This is a genomic window from Natrinema gari JCM 14663, assembly GCF_000337175.1.
Classification (GTDB): domain Archaea; phylum Halobacteriota; class Halobacteria; order Halobacteriales; family Natrialbaceae; genus Natrinema; species Natrinema gari.
This window is the reverse complement of record NZ_AOIJ01000063.1, coordinates 50261-67372: the sequence shown is the minus strand read 5'-3', so window position 1 is coordinate 67372 and position 17112 is coordinate 50261. Positions and strand designations below refer to the sequence as shown.

The window sequence follows — 17112 nt, the reverse complement described above, 5'->3', positions numbered from 1 at the left end:
ATGAGCGCATTCAACGCCATCGGAGAGGACCGCGAGATCGACCGGGACGAGTTTACCCCCGGCGTCGAACCGCAGCCAACGTGGTGTCCCGGCTGTGGCGACTTCGGCGTCCTGAAGTCCCTGAAACAGGCCCTGCCGGAAGTCGGCAAGACCCCCGAAGAGGTACTGACCGTCACCGGTATCGGCTGTTCGGGCAAACTGAACAGCTATCTGGACACCTACGGGTTCCACACGATCCACGGGCGGTCGCTGCCCGTCGCCCGCGCCGCCAAACTCGCCAACACCGACCTCGAAGTCATCGCCGCGGGCGGTGACGGCGACGGGTACGGCATCGGCGGCAACCACTTCGTTCACACGGCTCGGGAGAACCACGATATGACCTACATCGTGTTCAACAACGAGATCTTCGGCCTGACGAAGGGCCAGACCTCGCCGACGAGCCCAAAGGGGCACAAGTCCAAGACCCAGCCCTCCGGCAGCGCGAAGACGCCGATCCGGCCGCTGTCGCAGTCGCTGACCTCCGGTGCGAGCTACATCGCCCGCACCGCCGCGGTCAACCCGAACCAGGCCAAGGAGATCATCGCGGAGGCCATCGAACACGACGGCTTCGCGCACGTCGACTTCCTGACCCAGTGTCCGACCTGGAACAAGGACGCGCGTCAGTACGTCCCGTACATCGACGTTCAGGAGTCCGACGACTACGACTTCGACGTCACCGACCGACAGGAGGCCGCCGAGATGATGCACGAGACCGAGGACGTCCTCAACGAGGGGACCGTCCTGACCGGTCGCTACTACGTCGACGAGGACCGGCCGTCCTACCAGGAAGAGAAAGCCGCCGTCGGCGAACTGCCGGAGCAGCCACTGGCCGAGCGCTACTTCGACGAGGACGCCGAGTGGGAACGCAGCTACGACCTGCTCGAGCGTCATAAGTAACCAGCCCCCGACTGTCCCGCGGTTCGTCTTTTGCAAGCGTCACAGTTCCGGAGACGGGCGCGACCGGCTCAGGTCGAGAGCGAGCCACAGTCGATCGATGCCGCAAGCGACAGCACCGGCCCCGTTCGTAGCAACCCACGGACAGCAGCCGCGAACGGACGGATTGGAACGGCTCAACAGTCGGTCGGAAGCGCCTTGCCGATTCGAAGCGCGGTCCCATCCTCGAAGGCGTTGCTCACTATCACCGAGTAGTACAGATCACCACAGGCCCACTGCAGTTCGGTTGCTTCGTCAGTTTCGGCAATCGTCCCCGTCACGGTTCCGAGCGTGACCGCATCACCGCCGGTCGCCATCAGCCGCGGTCCGTCGCTCGTCGTCACCGAGACCGACTCGTCGTTCGGCATCCGATACCGGACGGTGACCTGCGTGCGGTTCTCGTCGGGGAACTCGTATCTGATTATCTCATCGCGTTCGATCGGCTCGGTTACCGCGTCGGTCGGCAGCTTGGCAACCGCAAACGGGACGGTCCGATTGGCCGCCTCGAGACTGTCATACGAGTCGATCGTCGGCAGTACAACGTCCCGAACTGCAGTTCCGTTTCCGTCGGTCGCCGGGTCGAACACGAAGCGGTCGTCGTCGATCCCGGGATCGACCGAGAGGTTTCGATAGGTCCGCTCGAGTGTCACCCCGTCACCCTCGACGGCGTGTTTGACGGGAAACATTGTCTCCTGATCGTACCAGACCTCGACGTGATCAGCGGCGCGTTCGGCGGGGGCTCGCTCGCTGGTCGCCAACGGCACGACGTACTCGGTGTCGTCGATCAGGACGTTGATCGACCGCTCGATCGTCTCGTTTGCGGGGGGATCGAACGTGACGTGATAGGCGTCCCGGCCGTTGAGCGACGTTTCCTCGACCGCCGTGATCTCGTAGCGCTCGAGGTACCGCACTTGCTGTGCATACAGCCCCTCGAGATACGACATGGCCGTGGGATCGGTCTCGAGACGCGTCGCCCAGTCGTGGGTGGCGTCGTAGTGCCAGCGGCGGTCGCCATCGTCGACGATGACCGTTTCGGTCCCGCCGGCAGTGGTTTCGATCCGGCTCGCACCGTCGGCACGAAGCCAGATGTCCTCCGTGTACTGCGATGTCTCGCCGTCGACGGTTCGGCGAACGTCGACCGTCGCGGTGATCGCGTCCGGGGGCTCGGCCGCGGTGATCTCACGCTCGAAATCCGATGGCGTGGGGTTGTCACTCGGGAGTGCAAGGCACCCTCCGAGTACGAAAACGAGTACCAGCGCCACGGCGGGGAGGACAGTGGCGAAGTCACTATCGCTGCCGAACATGTAATCTAAGTCATCTGTCCACCGTCATTAACCCGTCGGTCCGTTCCGTGGCGACAGCAGAGCGGAACATCGACCAGCCGGACGATCGGAAGCGGTAACTCCGTCGCTCGGGCAGCCGTGTCGTGCTCGGCGGGTCACGCCTGCCGCCGCCTCCGCGAGGAGGACACGCCGCGCAGTTACTCACCAGCACCGAACCCGCCGGCGAACAGTTTCGAGAGGTAGCTGAGGACGAGCAAGGCGACGACCAGCCCGGCGAGCAGGCGGGGCTGAAAACCGTACCTGATCTCGCGGACGCCGTAGGCCACCACGAGCACCCCCATGAGCAGGGCCGTCCCGCCGGCCCACCGGGACACGTGTGCCGGGTCGACCGAGTCGTCGTAGTTCGCGTGCAGGTCGACCCGGCCGCGAAAGGCGATCAGCGAGCCGAGACCCAGAATTGCGAGCCCACAGAGGACCCAGACCACGCCACTGACGAGATTCGGATCGACCATTCCGTATCGGTCCTGGGCCCACCGGGCGAATAAGTCCGCCGATTACCGGTCCGAACGACCGACATCACGTCCGTTCTCGCACCGCCTTCGGTTCGGATATCCGTCGTTTTCGTATTCAAAAGATATTTTTCCGCCGGAGCAAAACGTATACGCATGAGTACCCAGGCGACGGAAGATCGCATCCTCGAAGTTCTCGAGGAGGACGCCCAAGCGTCCTACGCCGAGATCGCCGAGCGGGCGAACGTCTCGAAACCGACCGTGCGCAAATACATCAACCAACTCGAGGAGGAGGGCGTCATCGTCGGCTATTCGGCCGACATCGACCCGAAGAAACTCTCGAGCAAAACCATCGCACTGGTCGGGCTCGACGTCGCGAGCGAACGCTACGTCGAGGCAACACAGGCGATCAAGGACCTCGAGGAGGTCGAAGCGCTGTACAGTTCCAGCGGCGACCACATGCTGATGGCGGAAGTGCGCGCCGAAGACGGCGACTCGCTCGGCGAAACCATCTCCGAGGAGTTGCTCGAGATCGACGGCGTCACCGCGGCCCATCCGTCTTTCCTGCAGGAGCGATTGAAGTAACCCGCTCGGCCGTCGCCCCACCGTCGCCCGTCGTTGGGACGCACGTTTTCACGCTGGCCGTCGTAGGCTCGGACGGTTCATGCAGACGTACGATCGCGAAACGACCGTCGACGCGCCGCTCGAGGAGGTCTGGGCGTTCAACTCGCGGATTGCCGGCCTCGAAGCGGTGACTCCGGACTGGATGCACCTGCGCGTCGAGCGTGTGATCGGCCCGGACGGGGACCCGGACCCGACCGTGCTCGAGTCGGGCTCGGAGGTCGCGCTGTCGATGCGGCCGTTCGGAGTGGGACCGCGCCAGCACTGGACCTCGGTGATCACGGCCCGGGAGCGCGAGGACGGCTCGGCGTACTTTCGCGACGAGATGGTCCACGGGCCGTTCGACCACTGGGAACACACGCATTCCTTTTTCGCCGACGGTGACCGGACGAGACTCCGGGATCACGTGGCGTACGAACTCCCGGTGGGCGGACTCGGCGACGCGATCGCGCCGCTCTCGTGGCTCGGGTTCGAGGCCATGTTCCGGGCGCGCCATCGGTTGGCGAAAGCACGCTTAGAGTAGGCGAGCGGGGTTGGGTCGGGGCCCGTGCCGCGCCGATCGGATTCGAGAGGTGTACCACGCTCGTTTTGACGATTCGGTTGATAGAGTTGGGCATGGCTGAATACGAGGGGCTTGACCGCCGGGGGCTGCTGGGCCTGCTCGGCGCGAGCGCGACAGCGGGGATCGCAGGCTGTCTCGGCGGTAACCGACCCGGGAGCGGCGGAGACGACACCGATGGCTCACCGGCACAGGCGGATGAGACCGATGAGCCGCCGGCGCAGGTGTACGAACCAACGCTCGAGGGTGTGGCCGAGGGTCCCGTCGAAATCACGGACGAGCACACCTGTGCGGTCTGTGGCATGGGACTGACACAGTATTTCGGGAACGGGCAACTCGTCCACGAGAACGGGCTGGCGGCGACCGTCGAATCGCCTGGCTGTCTGTTCGCCTATCTCGTCTCGTCGACGCCGGACTCCCCGATCGCCGGGGCTTGGACGACCGATTACGAGACCGGCGACCTGATCGATGCGACTGACGCCCATTTCGTCCTCATCACCGACAAGCAGGCCGCCGATGACCCGATGGGGATCGATCCGCGTCCCTACGCCGATCGCGAGGACGCCGTCGCGTTCCTCGAGGGATGGGAGGCCGAGGACCTCGATCCGGAGACGGACATCATCGTCGGACTGGACGCGGTCGACCTCGAACTCGCATCGATCTACCGCGGCACCCGGCTGCCGGACGCGTAGCGATCCCGCGGCCCGTTTCGGAACCCGTTTGATCCCTCGGGCGAGTCGAAACGGACGTGACCCGAGACCTCGAGGCGACACCGGCGGTCGCGCTCGCCGTCGCAGTGTTCGCCGCGAGTACGAGCGCGATTCTGGTGCGCTGGAGCGCGGCCCCGAGTTCCGTCGTAGCCTTCTACCGGGTGCTCTTTACCACGGTACTGGTCGCCCCGATCGCGGTCACCCGTCACCGCGCGGCCTTCGCACGGCTCTCGCGACGCGACCTCGTGGGGGCCGTCGCGGCCGGCATCGCGCTGGCGATCCACTTCGCGTCCTGGTTCGAGAGCCTCAATCACACGAGCGTCGCCGCGAGCGTCACGATCGTGCAGGTCCAGCCGGTCTTCGTCGCGCTCGGTGCCGCCCTCCTTTTGGACGAACGGATCAGCCGTGCGACTGGAGTCGGGATCGTCGTCGCGATCGCCGGGGCCGCTGCAATGTCGCTGGGCGACGCCGGCAGCGGTGCCCTCACCGGCGCGACGACGTACGGCAACGCCCTCGCCCTGCTTGGCGCGGTGACCGTCGCCGGCTACACGCTCGCCGGTCGCTCGATCCGGCAGCGAGTTCCGGTGTTTCCCTACGTGACCGTCGTCTACGGTGCCTGCGTGATCGCCCTGTTCCTCTTGGTCGGCGCGCAGGGCCACCCCTACGTCGGCTACCCCACTCGCGAGTGGCTGCTCTTTCTCGGTCTGGCCGTCGGCCCCGGCATCCTCGGCCACACGGTGAGCAACTGGGTTCTCGCCCACCTCGAGTCGGTCGTCGTCAGCGTGGCCTGGCTCGGCGAGCCGGTCGGCGCAACCCTGCTCGCGTTCGTTTTGCTCGCGGAGGTCCCCGACGCGATCACGGTCGGTGGCGGCATCGTCGTGCTCGCGGGCGTCGCCGTGACGACGCTCGAGCGAGAGCAGTCCCTCGGGAACGACTGACGGGGCCGCTGGCGAGCGCGACCGCACCCTTTTGCCACCGGTGGACGAACGGTCGACCATGTCCCGCGAAACCGGCCGCGACGAGCGTACGGGCGTCGTCCTCGCCGGCGGTCACTCGACCCGCTTCGGCGAGGCCGATAAGGCGGTCGCCGAGCTCGCCGGCACGCCGATGGTTCGGCGGGTCGTCGACCGACTCGAGCCGGTCGTCGACGGAATCGTCGTCAACTGCCGCGAGGAGCAGGTCCCGGCGATCGAGGACGCGCTCGCGGGTGGGCCCGACGCGACGGTCGCGGTCGATCCGGTGCCGGACCGCGGACCGATGGCGGGCACCATGACCGGCCTCCGGGCGGCGACCGGAGAGTACGCCGCCGTCGTCGCCTGCGACATGCCCTTCGTCGAGCCGGCGCTCGTCGCGTCTCTCTTCGAGCGGGCCGCCGGCCACGAGGCCGCAGTACCGCGGCTCGACGACCGATGGTTCCAGACCACCCAGGCCGTCTATCGTGTCGTGCCGATGATCGACGCCTGCGAGCGCGCCCTCGAGCGCGGGGAGCGCAAACTCGCCGAGCCCCTGCTGACCCTCGACTACGTCGTCCTCGACGAGGACGAACTCCGCGAGGACGCACCGCTCGCGTCCTTCGAAAACATAAATACCCGTGCGGAGTTCGAAGCGGCGAGCGACCGACTGGCGTGAGCGACCGCCGCCGTCTCGAGCACGGCCGCTGGCGTCACCGCCGCACCCGCGTCCGGGCCAGTCGACGAGGAAATCAGCGGCGGCGTTTCGGACCCGGGTGTGGTGTCCGCGACCGCGGTCTACGAGCCGGACCCGGTCGCGACCACGCCCGACTCGGTGCGCGCGGGATCGGCGATGAACGGCTCCGGGATCGCGCCGCTACGCGTCGTCGGCGTACGACGGTCGCTCGGCGTACTCGATCGGATCGCGAACCCCGATGTTCTGGAACGCCTGCAGCCGATAGGCACAGGCGTCGCAGGTGCCACAAGCCGGTTCGTTCTCGCGGTAGCAACTCCAGGTGTGTTCGTAGGGCACGTCGAGTTCCATCCCCCGGTCGGCGATATCGGTCTTCGACCACTCCACGAACGGGGCTTCGATCGAGACGTCGGACTCGGGTTTCGTTCCGACATCGACGACCTCCTCGAAGGCCTCGAAGAACGCGGGCCGGCAGTCGGGGTAGCCGGAGAAATCCTCGCTGTGTGCGCCGATGAACACCGCGTCACAGTCGTTTGCTTCGGCATAGGAGACGGCCATCGCGAGCAGGTTCGCGTTCCGGAAGGGGACGTACGACGAGGGAATTTCGTCGCTCTCCATATCGGCGTCGGCCACGGGCATCTCGTCGTCCGTGAGACTCGAGGCACCGATCGCCGAGAGATGCCCCGTCTCGATCCGCAGGAAGTCCGCCGCGTCGAAGTGGTCGGCGAGGTGGCGGGCACACTCGAGTTCGCGGTCTTCGGTGCGCTGGCCGTAGGAGGTATGCAGGCAATAGAGGTCGTAGCCACGGTCGCGGGCCTCGGCGGCGGCGGTGGCGCTGTCCATCCCGCCAGACAGGAGGACGACGGCGCGGTTGGCGGTCGATGCGTCGGTCGGCGCGTCGGTGGTTGCGTCGGTCATCGTGATCTCGAGTTGTGGTGACGGCGGTGTCGTGATTACGTCTCGGGGGCGTCGTTCCAGAGGTCGACGTGCAGTCGCGGCGTGTAGCGGAAGCCGTACTCCATCGCGAGCTCCGCGACGCGAGTACGGGTCTCAGCGAGACGGTCCCGGGTCGCCCCTTCGGGCATCAGGAGCACGTCGTCGTCACTGACCGGAACGTCGGCGGCGGCCCGGAGATCCGCGAGCAACTCACGGATCTCCGGCATGTCGCCATCGTCGGTCACGACGAACTTCAACTGGACATCGTAGCTCTCGACGAGTCGGGCGAGGGCGTCCATATCGATCCGGTCGGTTTCGTGACGCGCTTCCCACTCGCCGTCGCCGGTGGGGTCGCGGTCGGGCGTCGGCGTACTGCTCGCGAGTTTCGGGCTCACGGACGCGAGATCGATCGGCGCGTCCCGGTAGATCGTCCCGTTGGTCTCGACGGTCGTGTGATAGCCGCGCTCGTCGAGGGCCTCGAGCAGCGTCGTGCTTCCCTCGTGGAGCAGCGGTTCGCCGCCGGTGAGGACCACGTGGTCGGCGTCGTGGGACTCGATCTCCGCGAGGATCTCCGCGAGGCTCATCCGGGCGTGGGTCGGCTCCCAGGAGGTGTGATAGGAATCACAGAACCAACAGCGGAGGTTGCACCCGCTCGTGCGGACGAACACCGACGGAACGCCGGCCAGGGTGCCTTCCCCCTGCAGGGAGTAGAACAGTTCGTTGATCGGCAGGCCCGCAGCCGTTTCCTCGGCGCTTTCGGCGGCGTCCGTCTCGATGTCGGACGCTCGGTCGGCGGAATCGGAAACCGGCATCTCAGACCTCGCTGCCGCCGCAGAGTTCGCTCGTCTCGTTTACCCGGACGGCGACCTCGGTGACCGTCTCGGGCAGGGCCGCCTCGAGTTTCCGTTCCAGCAACACGCTCATCACTTCGGCCGTCGGCGGCTGCTCGAGGACGACGACGCCGTCGGCGTCACCAGCCGCTTCGAAGGCCTCGACGAGGGGGTCGCCGGCCTCGAGCAGGAACATATGGTCCCACTCCGATATCACGTCGGTAATATCCCCCTTGTCCGCTACCCAGCCCTCGTCGGACAGGTGACCCGCAACGGTGACGGCGATCTCGTAGTTATGGCCGTGGGGCCGCGAACACTTGCCATCGTGGTGTCGGATTCGGTGCCCGGCGCTGATCCGGATCGGCCGGTCGTGACCGACGTGGAGGACGCGAGGGGTCCCAACGACTGCATCGTCCGTCGCCGCGTCGCGATCCGTAGCTGATTCGGTCATACCTTTGTATTCTCTCGAGAATACTTAAGGATGGCCGAACGCCGATGGCGACGGAGCGGCCCCGGTGGTACGGGCACAGTCGAAAACCGACAGGAGGGGACCGGGACGACCGTCGCACGGCGGACTGCGACGTGCCGTAACGGCACGCCGGTGACGCACCGAAGCCGAGTCGTGGAAAAAACGGAACGCCGATCGACCAGTGCTTCCCCTCGGTTGTGCACAGGCCGGGCGAACACGGTTGGAAAGAGGTCCGTTCAGTCCTCGAGTTGATCCTGTAGCCTGTTTTTGGCCTCGGTGCGGTGTTTCCGTGAGAACGCGGGAAGGTCGCCGGAGAAGTCGATTTCGATCTCGTCCAACGTTCGTCGATAAATGTTGGTTCGTCGACCCTCTTCCGAGAGCTGTCGTCCTTCGCAGGTCAACAGTCCGGCGTCGACGAGTTCTTCGATCCGGCGATAGCAGGTCGCGATCGGGATCTCGATGTCTTCGCTCAGTGCCTGCGCGGATTTCGGTGTTCCCGCTGCACAGAGTATCTCTGCGCTATATTTACTCCCTAATGCAGAGAGAACGACGGTCGAATCCACCTCGTCGTATTCCGTCCGACTCCGAGACATACTCTCCCCCTTACCAATTATCAGGATTGAATCTTATGGTTGCTGTGAGTACTCGGGAATATGATAGTCAATGTGAACTATATGTCTCTGTAATTAAAACATCTTCGACCGAGGGCACGATCGCGACGCCGGCGGCGTCGAGGCCGAGGGCGAGACCCATTTGAGGAGCGGGCTCGAACGGGGCGATATGAACGTCGCGGTCGTAACGGTCGGGGACGAACTGCTCGCCGGACGAACGACGAACACGAACGCCACGTGGCTCTGTGAACGGCTCGACGATCGCGGCGTCGCCGTCGAGCGAGTGACCACGGTCCCGGATCGGGTCAGCGACATCGCCCGCGTCGTCAACGAGTACCGCGCCGAGTACGACGCCGTCATCGTCACCGGTGGGCTCGGACCGACCCACGACGACGTGACCATGGCCGGCGTCGCGGCCGCGCTCGGGCGCTCGGTCGAGGAACACGCGGTCGCCCTCGCCTGGCTCGAGGAGGACGGGTACACCCGCGACGACCTCGCGGCGGGAACGGCGGACCTCCCGGCGGGGGCGCGAGCGCTGCACAACGAGGCGGGCGTCGCTCCCGGCGCGGCTCTCGAGGGCATCTACGTCCTTCCCGGCGTTCCGTCGGAGATGCAGGCGATGTTCGAATCGATCGTCGAGGAGTTCACCGGAACGCAGACGTACCGAGACGCGGTCGTCGCGGACGAGCCCGAAAGCGCACTGCTCGATCGGATCGCCGACCTCCGCGAGCGGTTCGACGTCTCCGTCGGGAGTTATCCGGGCGAATCGGTCCGGATCGAGCTCGAGGGAACCGACGAGGCGACCGTCGCGGAGGCGGCCGCGTGGCTCCGCGAGCGGGTCGACTCGCCGGAACGCCGCGATCGGGGTTAGCGGTAGAAGGAGAGCAGCCAGGCGACCGTCACGAGCAGGCCCAGGGCGAGCGCGCCCCAGCCGACGAGTTGCATCGGCAGTACCGGTTCCGTTTCCGTCGTGAGAACGGCAGCGTCGATCAGTGCGGACATGGTCTGCGATCGGTTCGCATCCCTCTTAACCTTTCAGAAACCGCGCCGATCCCTCGGCCCGGGTCATGCTGCGGGCGGGGCCGATTCCCGAGAGACGGACCCGATGACCGGTCTGCGATACGGCTTTCCCATTGGCGACCCCACGTCCTTCCATGGAGTCCATCGGCGTCGTCGTCAACCCGATCGCGGGGATGGGGGGACGGGTCGGACTGAAGGGAACCGACGGAAACGTCGCGGAGGCGCGTCGCCGCGGTGCCGAGCCACGAGCGCCGGCCCGTGCGCGCGAGGCGCTGCGATCGGTACACCGGCGTGCGCCCTCGCTCACCGTCTACACCGCCGCGGGCGTGATGGGCGAACGCGCGGTGAGGGACGCCGGCTACGAACCCACCGTCGTCTACGATCCGTCCGAAAGCGACCGCGAAACCGTGTCGGACGGGGCCGCGATCGCCAGCGATCCTGCAACCGCGGAGACGACGGCGGCCGATACCCGCGCGGCCGTTCGAGCGCTCCTCGAGCACGACATCGACCTCGTCTTCTTCGTCGGCGGCGACGGCACCGCCGTCGACGTCGCCGAGGTGCTCGACGCGGAGGGCGACGCGGCCGGGGAGACGCCGATGCTCGGCGTGCCGGCCGGCGTCAAGATCTATTCGTCCGTCTTCGGCGTGACGCCGGCCGACGCCGGCCGGATCGCCGCCGAGTTCGACCGCGTCGAGCCCCGCGAAGTCAACGACATCGACGAGGACGCGTACCGCGAGGGAACGGTTCGAACGGAACTGAAAGCAGTCGTCCCCGTCCCCGTCGCCCCGGCCGTCCAGTCGGGCAAGCAGGTCTCGAGCGGGAGCGTCGACTCGCTGGCCGCGGGGTTCGCTCGAGAGGTCGAACCGGGACGAACCTACGTCTTCGGCCCCGGCAGTACCGTCGGCGCGATCGAGACGGAGTTGGGGATCAACCCCACCCCGCTGGGCGTCGATGTCTGGCGTGCAGCGAACACGGTGGGAGGCGACGGGACGACCGCGTCGGCAGCCGACGGGGAACTACTCGCTCGCGACGCCGCGGAAGCGGACATTCTCGACGTTCTCGCGGACCCGGTCACGATCGTCGTTTCGCCGATCGGGGGACAGGGGTTCGTGTTCGGTCGCGGCAATCACCAGATCTCCCCGGCAGTGATCCGGCGAGCCGACGACATCGCGGTCGTCGCCGCCGGCGAGAAACTCGACGACATCGAGTCACTGCGCGTCGACACCGACGACGCAGCGGTCGACGACGAACTCCGTGGCTGGCTGCGAGTGCGGACCGGCCGGTTTACGACCCGACTCGTCACGGTCGTCTAATGCAACCCCGCCGCGACGACGGCGCAGACCCCTTACTCGGAATGATATAAGGAGGTGTGTGAATCGGGCAATATACCTAACCGTATAACCATTTGTCCCTCGATAATGAGAGTATAGTCAGGACTAAGGTCGAGTCGGTCCTACGGTCTGCCATGGAAACGCGGAAAGTGCAACGACTCGGTCCGTCGACGCTCGCGATGACGCTCCCGGCGGAGTGGGCGTCCGAACACGGCGTCGAGAAAGGGGACGAAGTCTCGCTTCGAACCAGCGGCAAAGGGACGCTGACCGTGATGCCCGAATCCGCCAACTCGGAAGAGACGGAAGCGATCATTCACACCGACGAACTCGACGCCGACGCCGTCGAGCGTGCGATCGTCGCCCAGTACGTCCTCGGCCGGCGCATCATCCGCATCGAACGCGAGGACGGAGCCCTCGAGTCCGACCACATCAACGCGGTCTATCAGGCCGAAACCCAACTGATGGGGCTTGGCGTCATCGAGGAAACCCCCGAGAGCATCTCGATTCGCTGCTCGGTCGACCCCGAGGACTTCACGCTCGATAACCTCCTCGAGCGCCTCGAGCGAACCGGCCAGACGATGCGCGGCGAGGGGATCAAGGCCTTAGCCCACGGCAACCCCGATCTCGCACAGCGCGCCTTGAACCGGGAGCGACAGGCGAACAAGATCTTCGTCCTGTTGCTGCGCCTGATCTTCACTGCGTACCAGAACCCCAACCTCGCACGAGCGGTCGGCCTGAACACCGGGTTCCCGCTGATCGGCTACCGGTCGATCGCGAAGAACCTCGAGCTCACCGCGGACAACGGCGAGGACATCGCCGACATCGTCATCGAGACCGAGGGGCACACCCTGAACGTCGACAGTACGGTCATGCGGGAGATCCGAGAGTTGAACGAACTGGTCGACGAAATCACGTCCCGCGCCGTCGAGGCGGCCGTCGAACGCGACTACGACAAGTCCAACGAGGTCCGGGCGCTGTTCCACGATATCTCCGACCTCGAGCAGGAGATCCTCACGGGGCTGCCGGAGATGGACAACGAGGATCTGCTGCGGATCCGAGAGGTGCTGGTCAGCCTCCAGCAGACCGCTCAGTACGCGATGCGAAACGCCGAAATCGCGGCCAACCTCGCGCTCAACGAGGAGTCCGTCCACACCACGATCAAATAATCGACGCGACGAGGTGGGCCGAGTCCCCGTCTGCGACCGATCGACCGCGCCGGTCGGCCGGGCGATCGGTCAGCAATGAGTGAAGTTAAGAGACCCCATACACAACGCTCGAGCATGGCTACGGAAACCGAGGCGACGGACAAGGGCGTTGGACTGGCGCTTGCACTGGGGGCACTCGCAGTGATCGGCGCACTGTTGATGTATGCCGGTGCACCGGACGTGACGGCGGCGTGGGGCTTCGCCGCGGCCGTCCTCTTTAGCTCGCTGGCGGTCGTCGGCATCCACCTCTACTGGCACTGAACTCACAGCGGCGACGATCGATCCACTGATCGGGTGATGAGCCACGTTCGATCGGGGCCGTATCGGGCCGTTAAGAGTTAAGACCGGCGACGCCCTACAGTAGCATACGGACGATGACCGATTACTCCGACGAAGAGCAGCGAATCATCTCGTACCTCCGCGAGAGTGCCGCCCGTGGCGAGCAGTACTTCCGGGCGAAGAACATCGCGAACGCAATCGGACTCTCGTCGAAACAGGTCGGCGTCCGCCTTCCCCACCTCGCGGAGAAGGCAGACGAAGTCGACATCGAGAAATGGGGTCGGGCGCGGTCGACGACCTGGAAAGTAACGATCAGTTGACTGGTCTGTGGCCGACGACCGGTCCGGCTTCGTTCCAACCGGGACCCGACAGTGCCGTTCGAATCGGATGGCACTCGCACGCGGTCCACGGTCTTTTTATCCGACAATCGCACACGTAGGAGCATGACTGTACGGGTCGACCGGTCGTTCGACGTGGCGGCGTCGCCCGAGCGGGTCTGGGAGTTCATCGCCGATCCGGCGAACCGCGCGCGGGCGATCAGTGTCGTCCAAGAGTACACCGTCGACGATTCCGACGGCCGACGAGTGACCTGGCACGTGGAACTGCCCATCCCGCTCGTGCGGAAAACCGTGACCGTCAGCACGAAAGACGTCACACGCAGACCGCCCGAATACGTAAAATTCGTCGGGAAATCCAAAGTGCTGGACGTGACCGGGGAACACGACATCGTCGAGACCGCGGACGGCGCGTGCCTCGAGAATCACTTCGTCGTCGACGGCAAACTACCGGGCGTCGAGAAGTTCTTCAAGCGAAACCTCGACGCCGAGCTTCGGAACCTACAGCGCGCGCTCGAGCGGGACCTGCAGACGACACAGTAACGGTGGTGGAGCGGCGACTGTGAGACCATGCCGTTCGATACGGACGCCGACGCCGCTGGTGCCGATCGCGGGGACGCGCTGACGCTGGCGCTCGCACAGATACACATCGAGGCCGGCGAGGTCGAGACGAACGTCGACCGGGCGCTCGCGGCGGTGTCGCGAGCCGCCGATCGCGGTGCGGACCTGGTCGCCCTGCCGGAACTGTTCACCGTGGGCTATTTCGCGTTCGATCTCTACGGGCGCACTGCGGAGCCGTTCGAGGGCGACACGTTCGGCCGGCTCCGGGAGGCGGCGGCCGATCACGGGATCGCCGTTCTCGCGGGCAGTATCGTCGAGGATCTGTCGGCGACCGAGCGCATCGATACCCCCGCCGACGAGGGGCTCGCGAACACCTCCGCGCTGTTCGATGCCAGCGGCGATCTGCAACTGATCTATCGGAAACACCACCTCTTCGGCTACGAATCCGCGGAATCGGAGCTGCTCGTCCCCGGCGAACGGATCGACACGGCGACGATCGGCGACGTCACCGTCGGCGTGACGACCTGTTACGACCTGCGGTTCCCCGAACTCTATCGGCGGCTGGTCGACGACGGCGTCGACCTGGTGCTCGTCCCCAGCGCGTGGCCCTATCCACGAGTGGAACACTGGCGGACCCTCTCGCGAGCCCGCGCGATCGAGAACCAGGCCTACGTGGCGACGATCAACGGGGCCGGGACGTTCGACGATGCCACGCTGTTGGGTCGCTCGAACGTCTACGACCCCTGGGGCGTGTCACTGGCCTCGAGCGGCGACGAGCCGGCGTTGGTCATGACCGAAATCGAGCCGGAGACGGTCGCGACGGTCCGCGAGGAGTTCCCCGCGCTTCGAGACCGACGGCTGTAATCGACGCCGGTCCGACACCCTCGCCGACCGCTGACTTTTTATTTCGGCACGCCGTTGGTACGATCGCCGGCATAGACGCTTTTCACGTCTCCCCGGCATTGCGCGTCGCTCCGGCCCGTCGCGCGCTCGGTTTCCCGCGGGAACCGAGCGACCACGCCCACATCCGTCTCCTCGTCCCACCTTTCGCCTCGTCTCCTCCGTTCGACCGTCCTCACTCGAGGGACCCGTCTCGGACCGACCGCCGTCTACGAGTTCGGGGACCGGTCCGACCCGGTCGGGTCGGGATCGGCCGAACGTGTCTCCCTGTACAGCCCGTTCGCCGGGCAGCGCGAACTCGAAGTGCTGGGCCGAGCGGCGCGTGACGATACGGAGCGTGACGGTGACCGACGATTACCGATCCCGCTCGACGGTTTCGCCGGGCATCGTGGTCGCGCCGGCCTCGAGTCGCAGCCCGGGCGTCAGACTCGTGTTGATACCGGTCTTGACCCTATCGCCGGCGACGACGCCGAACTTCCGCCGTCCCGTCGAGACGCGGTCGCCTTTGACGGTGAACTCAATGTCTGCGTCATCGTGGCGGAGGTTCGCCACGTTCGTCCCCGCGCCGACATTGACGTCCCGACCCAGGACGCTGTCGCCGATGTACGAGAGGTGACTGACCGACGTCCCGCGCGAGACGACGCTGTTTTTGATTTCGACCGCGTGACCGATCTCCGCATCCCGGTCGATCAGCGTCGCGCCGCGGACGTAGGCGTTGGGCCCGACCTCCGCACCCTCGCGGATCAGGGCCGGCCCTTCGATCACGACGCCGGGTTCGACCGTCGCACCCGCCTCGACGACGACCTCGCCCTCGAGGTGGGCGTCGTCGCTCACGTCGCCGTCGATCCGGCCGTCGAGTTCGGCGAGATGCCACTCGTTGGCCGCGAGTAACTCCCAGGGGCGGCCGACGTCCAGCCACCGCTCTAAGGTCACCGGCGTCACGTCGTATTCGTCGATCACCCGCGCGACGACATCGGTGATCTCGTGTTCACCGCGCTCGCTCGCGGGCACCGCGAGCCACTCCCGGGCCGCGGCCGGGAACGCGTAGGCCCCGGCGTTGGCGAGGTTCGTCGGCGGTTCGTCGGGTTTCTCGACGATCCCGGTGACGCTGCCGTCGGCGGTGCTGAGGACGCCGTAGTTGCGCGGCTCGTCGACCTCGATCGCGCAGACGGCCGGACAGGCGTCGAACAGCCGGTCGATCGCCGCCGGATCGTAGAGATTGTCGCCGTTGAGGACGGCGAAGGGCCCCTCGAGATGGGGACTGGCAGCGTCGACGGCGTCGGCGGTCCCGGCCTGTTCTTCCTGGACCGCATAGGAGACCGGGACGCCCCGGTACTCGGGGCCGAAGTAGTCACGGACCGTCTCGCCCTCGTAACCGATCACGAGGACGATTTCGGCGGCTCCAGCGTCGATCGCCGCGTCGACGGTGTGGGCCGCGAGCGGTCGGTCGGCGACCGGCAGCATTGGCTTCGGCACCGATTCCGACAGCGGTCGCATCCGCGTTCCCTGACCCGCCGCGAGAACGACTGCCTTCATGTACTCACCCCTTCCACGAAACGGCTGATAAGCGGTTCGTTCGCGAGTAGAAACTGAGAGGGCCGCGGTTCGCCGGTCCTGACGGGGCAACTGGGCCTCATGGCCCTCGCCCACGGGGTCGTGGGAGTCAGTGCTGTGTCTCGAGAAGCCGGTCGCGTGCCTCGTCGAGGTATGTTTGACCGCTCGCAGTACGCCCGCCGTCGGCGGGCGTCCATTCGCCGCCGCTGTAGTGACTGTGTCCCTGGTCGGCGAGTTGCTGGCTCGGACGGGATGGTACGACGGGCGCAGTGAACTCCTTGCTGGTGACTTACACGCATGGGTCGTGGCGGTATTCGACCCGCTCCCGTCGGGCGATCGACAGCCGGTTCGGAGGCCGATCGCCCGACGGGAACGCCACCGAACGTCCGTGTCAGGCACTCTCGGCTCCGTTCCGAATCGTGTTCGTTATCCGCTGGCGTCTCCGAAGACGCGTGTGACCTCCCCTGAATCCCGCACCGACGAGAGCCAACCGCTGACGAGTCACGGGTACCGCATCACCGTCGACGACGGCCGGGACTCGTTTTTCGCGATCTGTCTCGAGGAACCAGACAGCGAAACGGCCTGGATCATGTCGGATACGGTCCGGACGCTGGACGGCATGCGATAAACCACACGCCGATGTCGAAGCAACCCCACACCGAATACTGATGCCAGCGGCGGCCGGATGGGCTACCCCGCGGCCGGTCACCGGTCTTCCTCCTCGCCGCGATCTTCGGTGACGGGTCGTTCTCCCTCCGGCGGAGCGTCCGCCATATCGGGATG

At 66.2% G+C, this 17112-nt stretch carries 22 protein-coding genes; 14 read left to right on the top strand and 8 right to left on the bottom strand.

Going from position 1 to position 17112, the window contains the following annotated elements; all coding sequences use genetic code 11:
• Positions 1 to 936, top strand: a complete 936-nt coding sequence (locus tag C486_RS15910; RefSeq protein ID WP_008457901.1) for a thiamine pyrophosphate-dependent enzyme — start codon at positions 1 to 3, stop codon at positions 934 to 936.
• Between the two features lie 173 nt (positions 937 to 1109).
• Here C486_RS15910 and C486_RS15905 read toward each other — a convergent pair whose 3' ends face one another.
• Entirely contained in the window at positions 1110 to 2276 is a 1167-nt protein-coding gene (locus tag C486_RS15905) for a LolA family protein (protein WP_008457898.1), read from the bottom strand.
• A gap of 176 nt (positions 2277 to 2452) precedes the next feature.
• The gene (locus C486_RS15900; RefSeq protein ID WP_008457896.1) at positions 2453 to 2767 is read right to left on the bottom strand and encodes a hypothetical protein; all 315 of its coding nucleotides are present in this window, start codon (positions 2765 to 2767) and stop codon (positions 2453 to 2455) included.
• A gap of 153 nt (positions 2768 to 2920) precedes the next feature.
• On the opposite strand from C486_RS15900, the gene lrpA1 reads away from it, so the two are divergent.
• From lrpA1 to C486_RS15875, 5 genes are all read left to right on the top strand, one after another.
• The gene (gene lrpA1, locus C486_RS15895) at positions 2921 to 3349 is read left to right on the top strand and encodes an HTH-type transcriptional regulator LrpA1 (RefSeq protein WP_007108136.1); all 429 of its coding nucleotides are present in this window, start codon (positions 2921 to 2923) and stop codon (positions 3347 to 3349) included.
• A 79-nt stretch (positions 3350 to 3428) separates the two neighbouring features.
• Entirely contained in the window at positions 3429 to 3908 is a 480-nt protein-coding gene (locus C486_RS15890) for an SRPBCC family protein (RefSeq protein WP_008457893.1), read from the top strand.
• 92 nt (positions 3909 to 4000) lie between these two features.
• Complete coding sequence (locus C486_RS15885) at positions 4001 to 4636, top strand: nitrous oxide reductase accessory protein NosL (RefSeq protein ID WP_008457890.1); 636 nt, start codon at positions 4001 to 4003, stop codon at positions 4634 to 4636.
• Positions 4637 to 4692: 56 nt separating this feature from the next.
• Positions 4693 to 5592, top strand: a complete 900-nt coding sequence (locus tag C486_RS15880) for a DMT family transporter (RefSeq protein WP_008457886.1) — start codon at positions 4693 to 4695, stop codon at positions 5590 to 5592.
• A gap of 58 nt (positions 5593 to 5650) precedes the next feature.
• Entirely contained in the window at positions 5651 to 6283 is a 633-nt protein-coding gene (locus C486_RS15875; RefSeq protein WP_008457885.1) for a molybdenum cofactor guanylyltransferase, read from the top strand.
• A gap of 198 nt (positions 6284 to 6481) precedes the next feature.
• On the opposite strand, the gene queC is transcribed toward C486_RS15875, so the two are convergent.
• The 4 genes from queC to C486_RS15855 all read right to left on the bottom strand — a co-directional run bounded on the left by queC (position 6482) and on the right by C486_RS15855 (position 9126).
• A complete protein-coding gene (gene queC / locus C486_RS15870) occupies positions 6482 to 7216 on the bottom strand; it encodes a 7-cyano-7-deazaguanine synthase QueC (protein WP_008457883.1) in 735 nt (244 codons plus the stop codon).
• A 35-nt stretch (positions 7217 to 7251) separates the two neighbouring features.
• Complete coding sequence (locus C486_RS15865; RefSeq protein WP_008457881.1) at positions 7252 to 8046, bottom strand: 7-carboxy-7-deazaguanine synthase QueE; 795 nt, start codon at positions 8044 to 8046, stop codon at positions 7252 to 7254.
• A gap of 1 nt (position 8047) precedes the next feature.
• Complete coding sequence (locus C486_RS15860; RefSeq protein WP_008457880.1) at positions 8048 to 8515, bottom strand: 6-pyruvoyl trahydropterin synthase family protein; 468 nt, start codon at positions 8513 to 8515, stop codon at positions 8048 to 8050.
• Positions 8516 to 8769: 254 nt separating this feature from the next.
• A complete protein-coding gene (locus tag C486_RS15855) occupies positions 8770 to 9126 on the bottom strand; it encodes a winged helix-turn-helix domain-containing protein (protein ID WP_008457878.1) in 357 nt (118 codons plus the stop codon).
• A 187-nt stretch (positions 9127 to 9313) separates the two neighbouring features.
• Between C486_RS15855 and C486_RS15850 the strand changes: the two genes are divergently transcribed.
• Positions 9314 to 10015, top strand: a complete 702-nt coding sequence (locus C486_RS15850; RefSeq protein WP_008457877.1) for a competence/damage-inducible protein A — start codon at positions 9314 to 9316, stop codon at positions 10013 to 10015.
• Here the strand turns inward: C486_RS15850 and C486_RS22600 are convergent.
• Positions 10012 to 10146, bottom strand: a complete 135-nt coding sequence (locus C486_RS22600; RefSeq protein WP_008457874.1) for a hypothetical protein — start codon at positions 10144 to 10146, stop codon at positions 10012 to 10014. The two genes, C486_RS15850 and C486_RS22600, sit on opposite strands and share 4 nt — an antisense overlap.
• Before the next feature lie 152 nt (positions 10147 to 10298).
• Between C486_RS22600 and C486_RS15845 the strand changes: the two genes are divergently transcribed.
• The 6 genes from C486_RS15845 to C486_RS15820 all read left to right on the top strand — a co-directional run bounded on the left by C486_RS15845 (position 10299) and on the right by C486_RS15820 (position 14739).
• A complete protein-coding gene (locus C486_RS15845; protein WP_008457872.1) occupies positions 10299 to 11477 on the top strand; it encodes an ATP-NAD kinase family protein in 1179 nt (392 codons plus the stop codon).
• 152 nt (positions 11478 to 11629) lie between these two features.
• Positions 11630 to 12661, top strand: coding sequence for a phosphate signaling complex PhoU family protein (locus C486_RS15840; RefSeq protein ID WP_008457870.1), 1032 nt, complete (start codon positions 11630 to 11632; stop codon positions 12659 to 12661).
• A 114-nt stretch (positions 12662 to 12775) separates the two neighbouring features.
• Positions 12776 to 12961, top strand: coding sequence for a DUF7525 family protein (locus tag C486_RS15835; RefSeq protein WP_006185332.1), 186 nt, complete (start codon positions 12776 to 12778; stop codon positions 12959 to 12961).
• Between the two features lie 113 nt (positions 12962 to 13074).
• Complete coding sequence (locus tag C486_RS15830; RefSeq protein WP_006185333.1) at positions 13075 to 13299, top strand: DUF7123 family protein; 225 nt, start codon at positions 13075 to 13077, stop codon at positions 13297 to 13299.
• Positions 13300 to 13422: 123 nt separating this feature from the next.
• Positions 13423 to 13857 (top strand): SRPBCC family protein, encoded by a 435-nt coding sequence (locus C486_RS15825; RefSeq protein WP_008457869.1) that lies wholly within the window; start codon positions 13423 to 13425, stop codon positions 13855 to 13857.
• 27 nt (positions 13858 to 13884) lie between these two features.
• The gene (locus C486_RS15820) at positions 13885 to 14739 is read left to right on the top strand and encodes a carbon-nitrogen family hydrolase (protein WP_008457868.1); all 855 of its coding nucleotides are present in this window, start codon (positions 13885 to 13887) and stop codon (positions 14737 to 14739) included.
• A gap of 390 nt (positions 14740 to 15129) precedes the next feature.
• Here the strand turns inward: C486_RS15820 and glmU are convergent, their stop codons facing one another.
• Positions 15130 to 16311: a bifunctional sugar-1-phosphate nucleotidylyltransferase/acetyltransferase gene (gene glmU / locus C486_RS15815; protein ID WP_008457867.1), complete on the bottom strand. Its 1182-nt coding sequence runs from the start codon at positions 16309 to 16311 to the stop codon at positions 15130 to 15132.
• A gap of 472 nt (positions 16312 to 16783) precedes the next feature.
• Here glmU and C486_RS21805 point away from each other — a divergent pair, with 472 nt between their 5' ends.
• Positions 16784 to 16957, top strand: a complete 174-nt coding sequence (locus C486_RS21805) for a hypothetical protein (protein WP_008457866.1) — start codon at positions 16784 to 16786, stop codon at positions 16955 to 16957.
• Positions 16958 to 17112 lie beyond the last annotated feature (155 nt).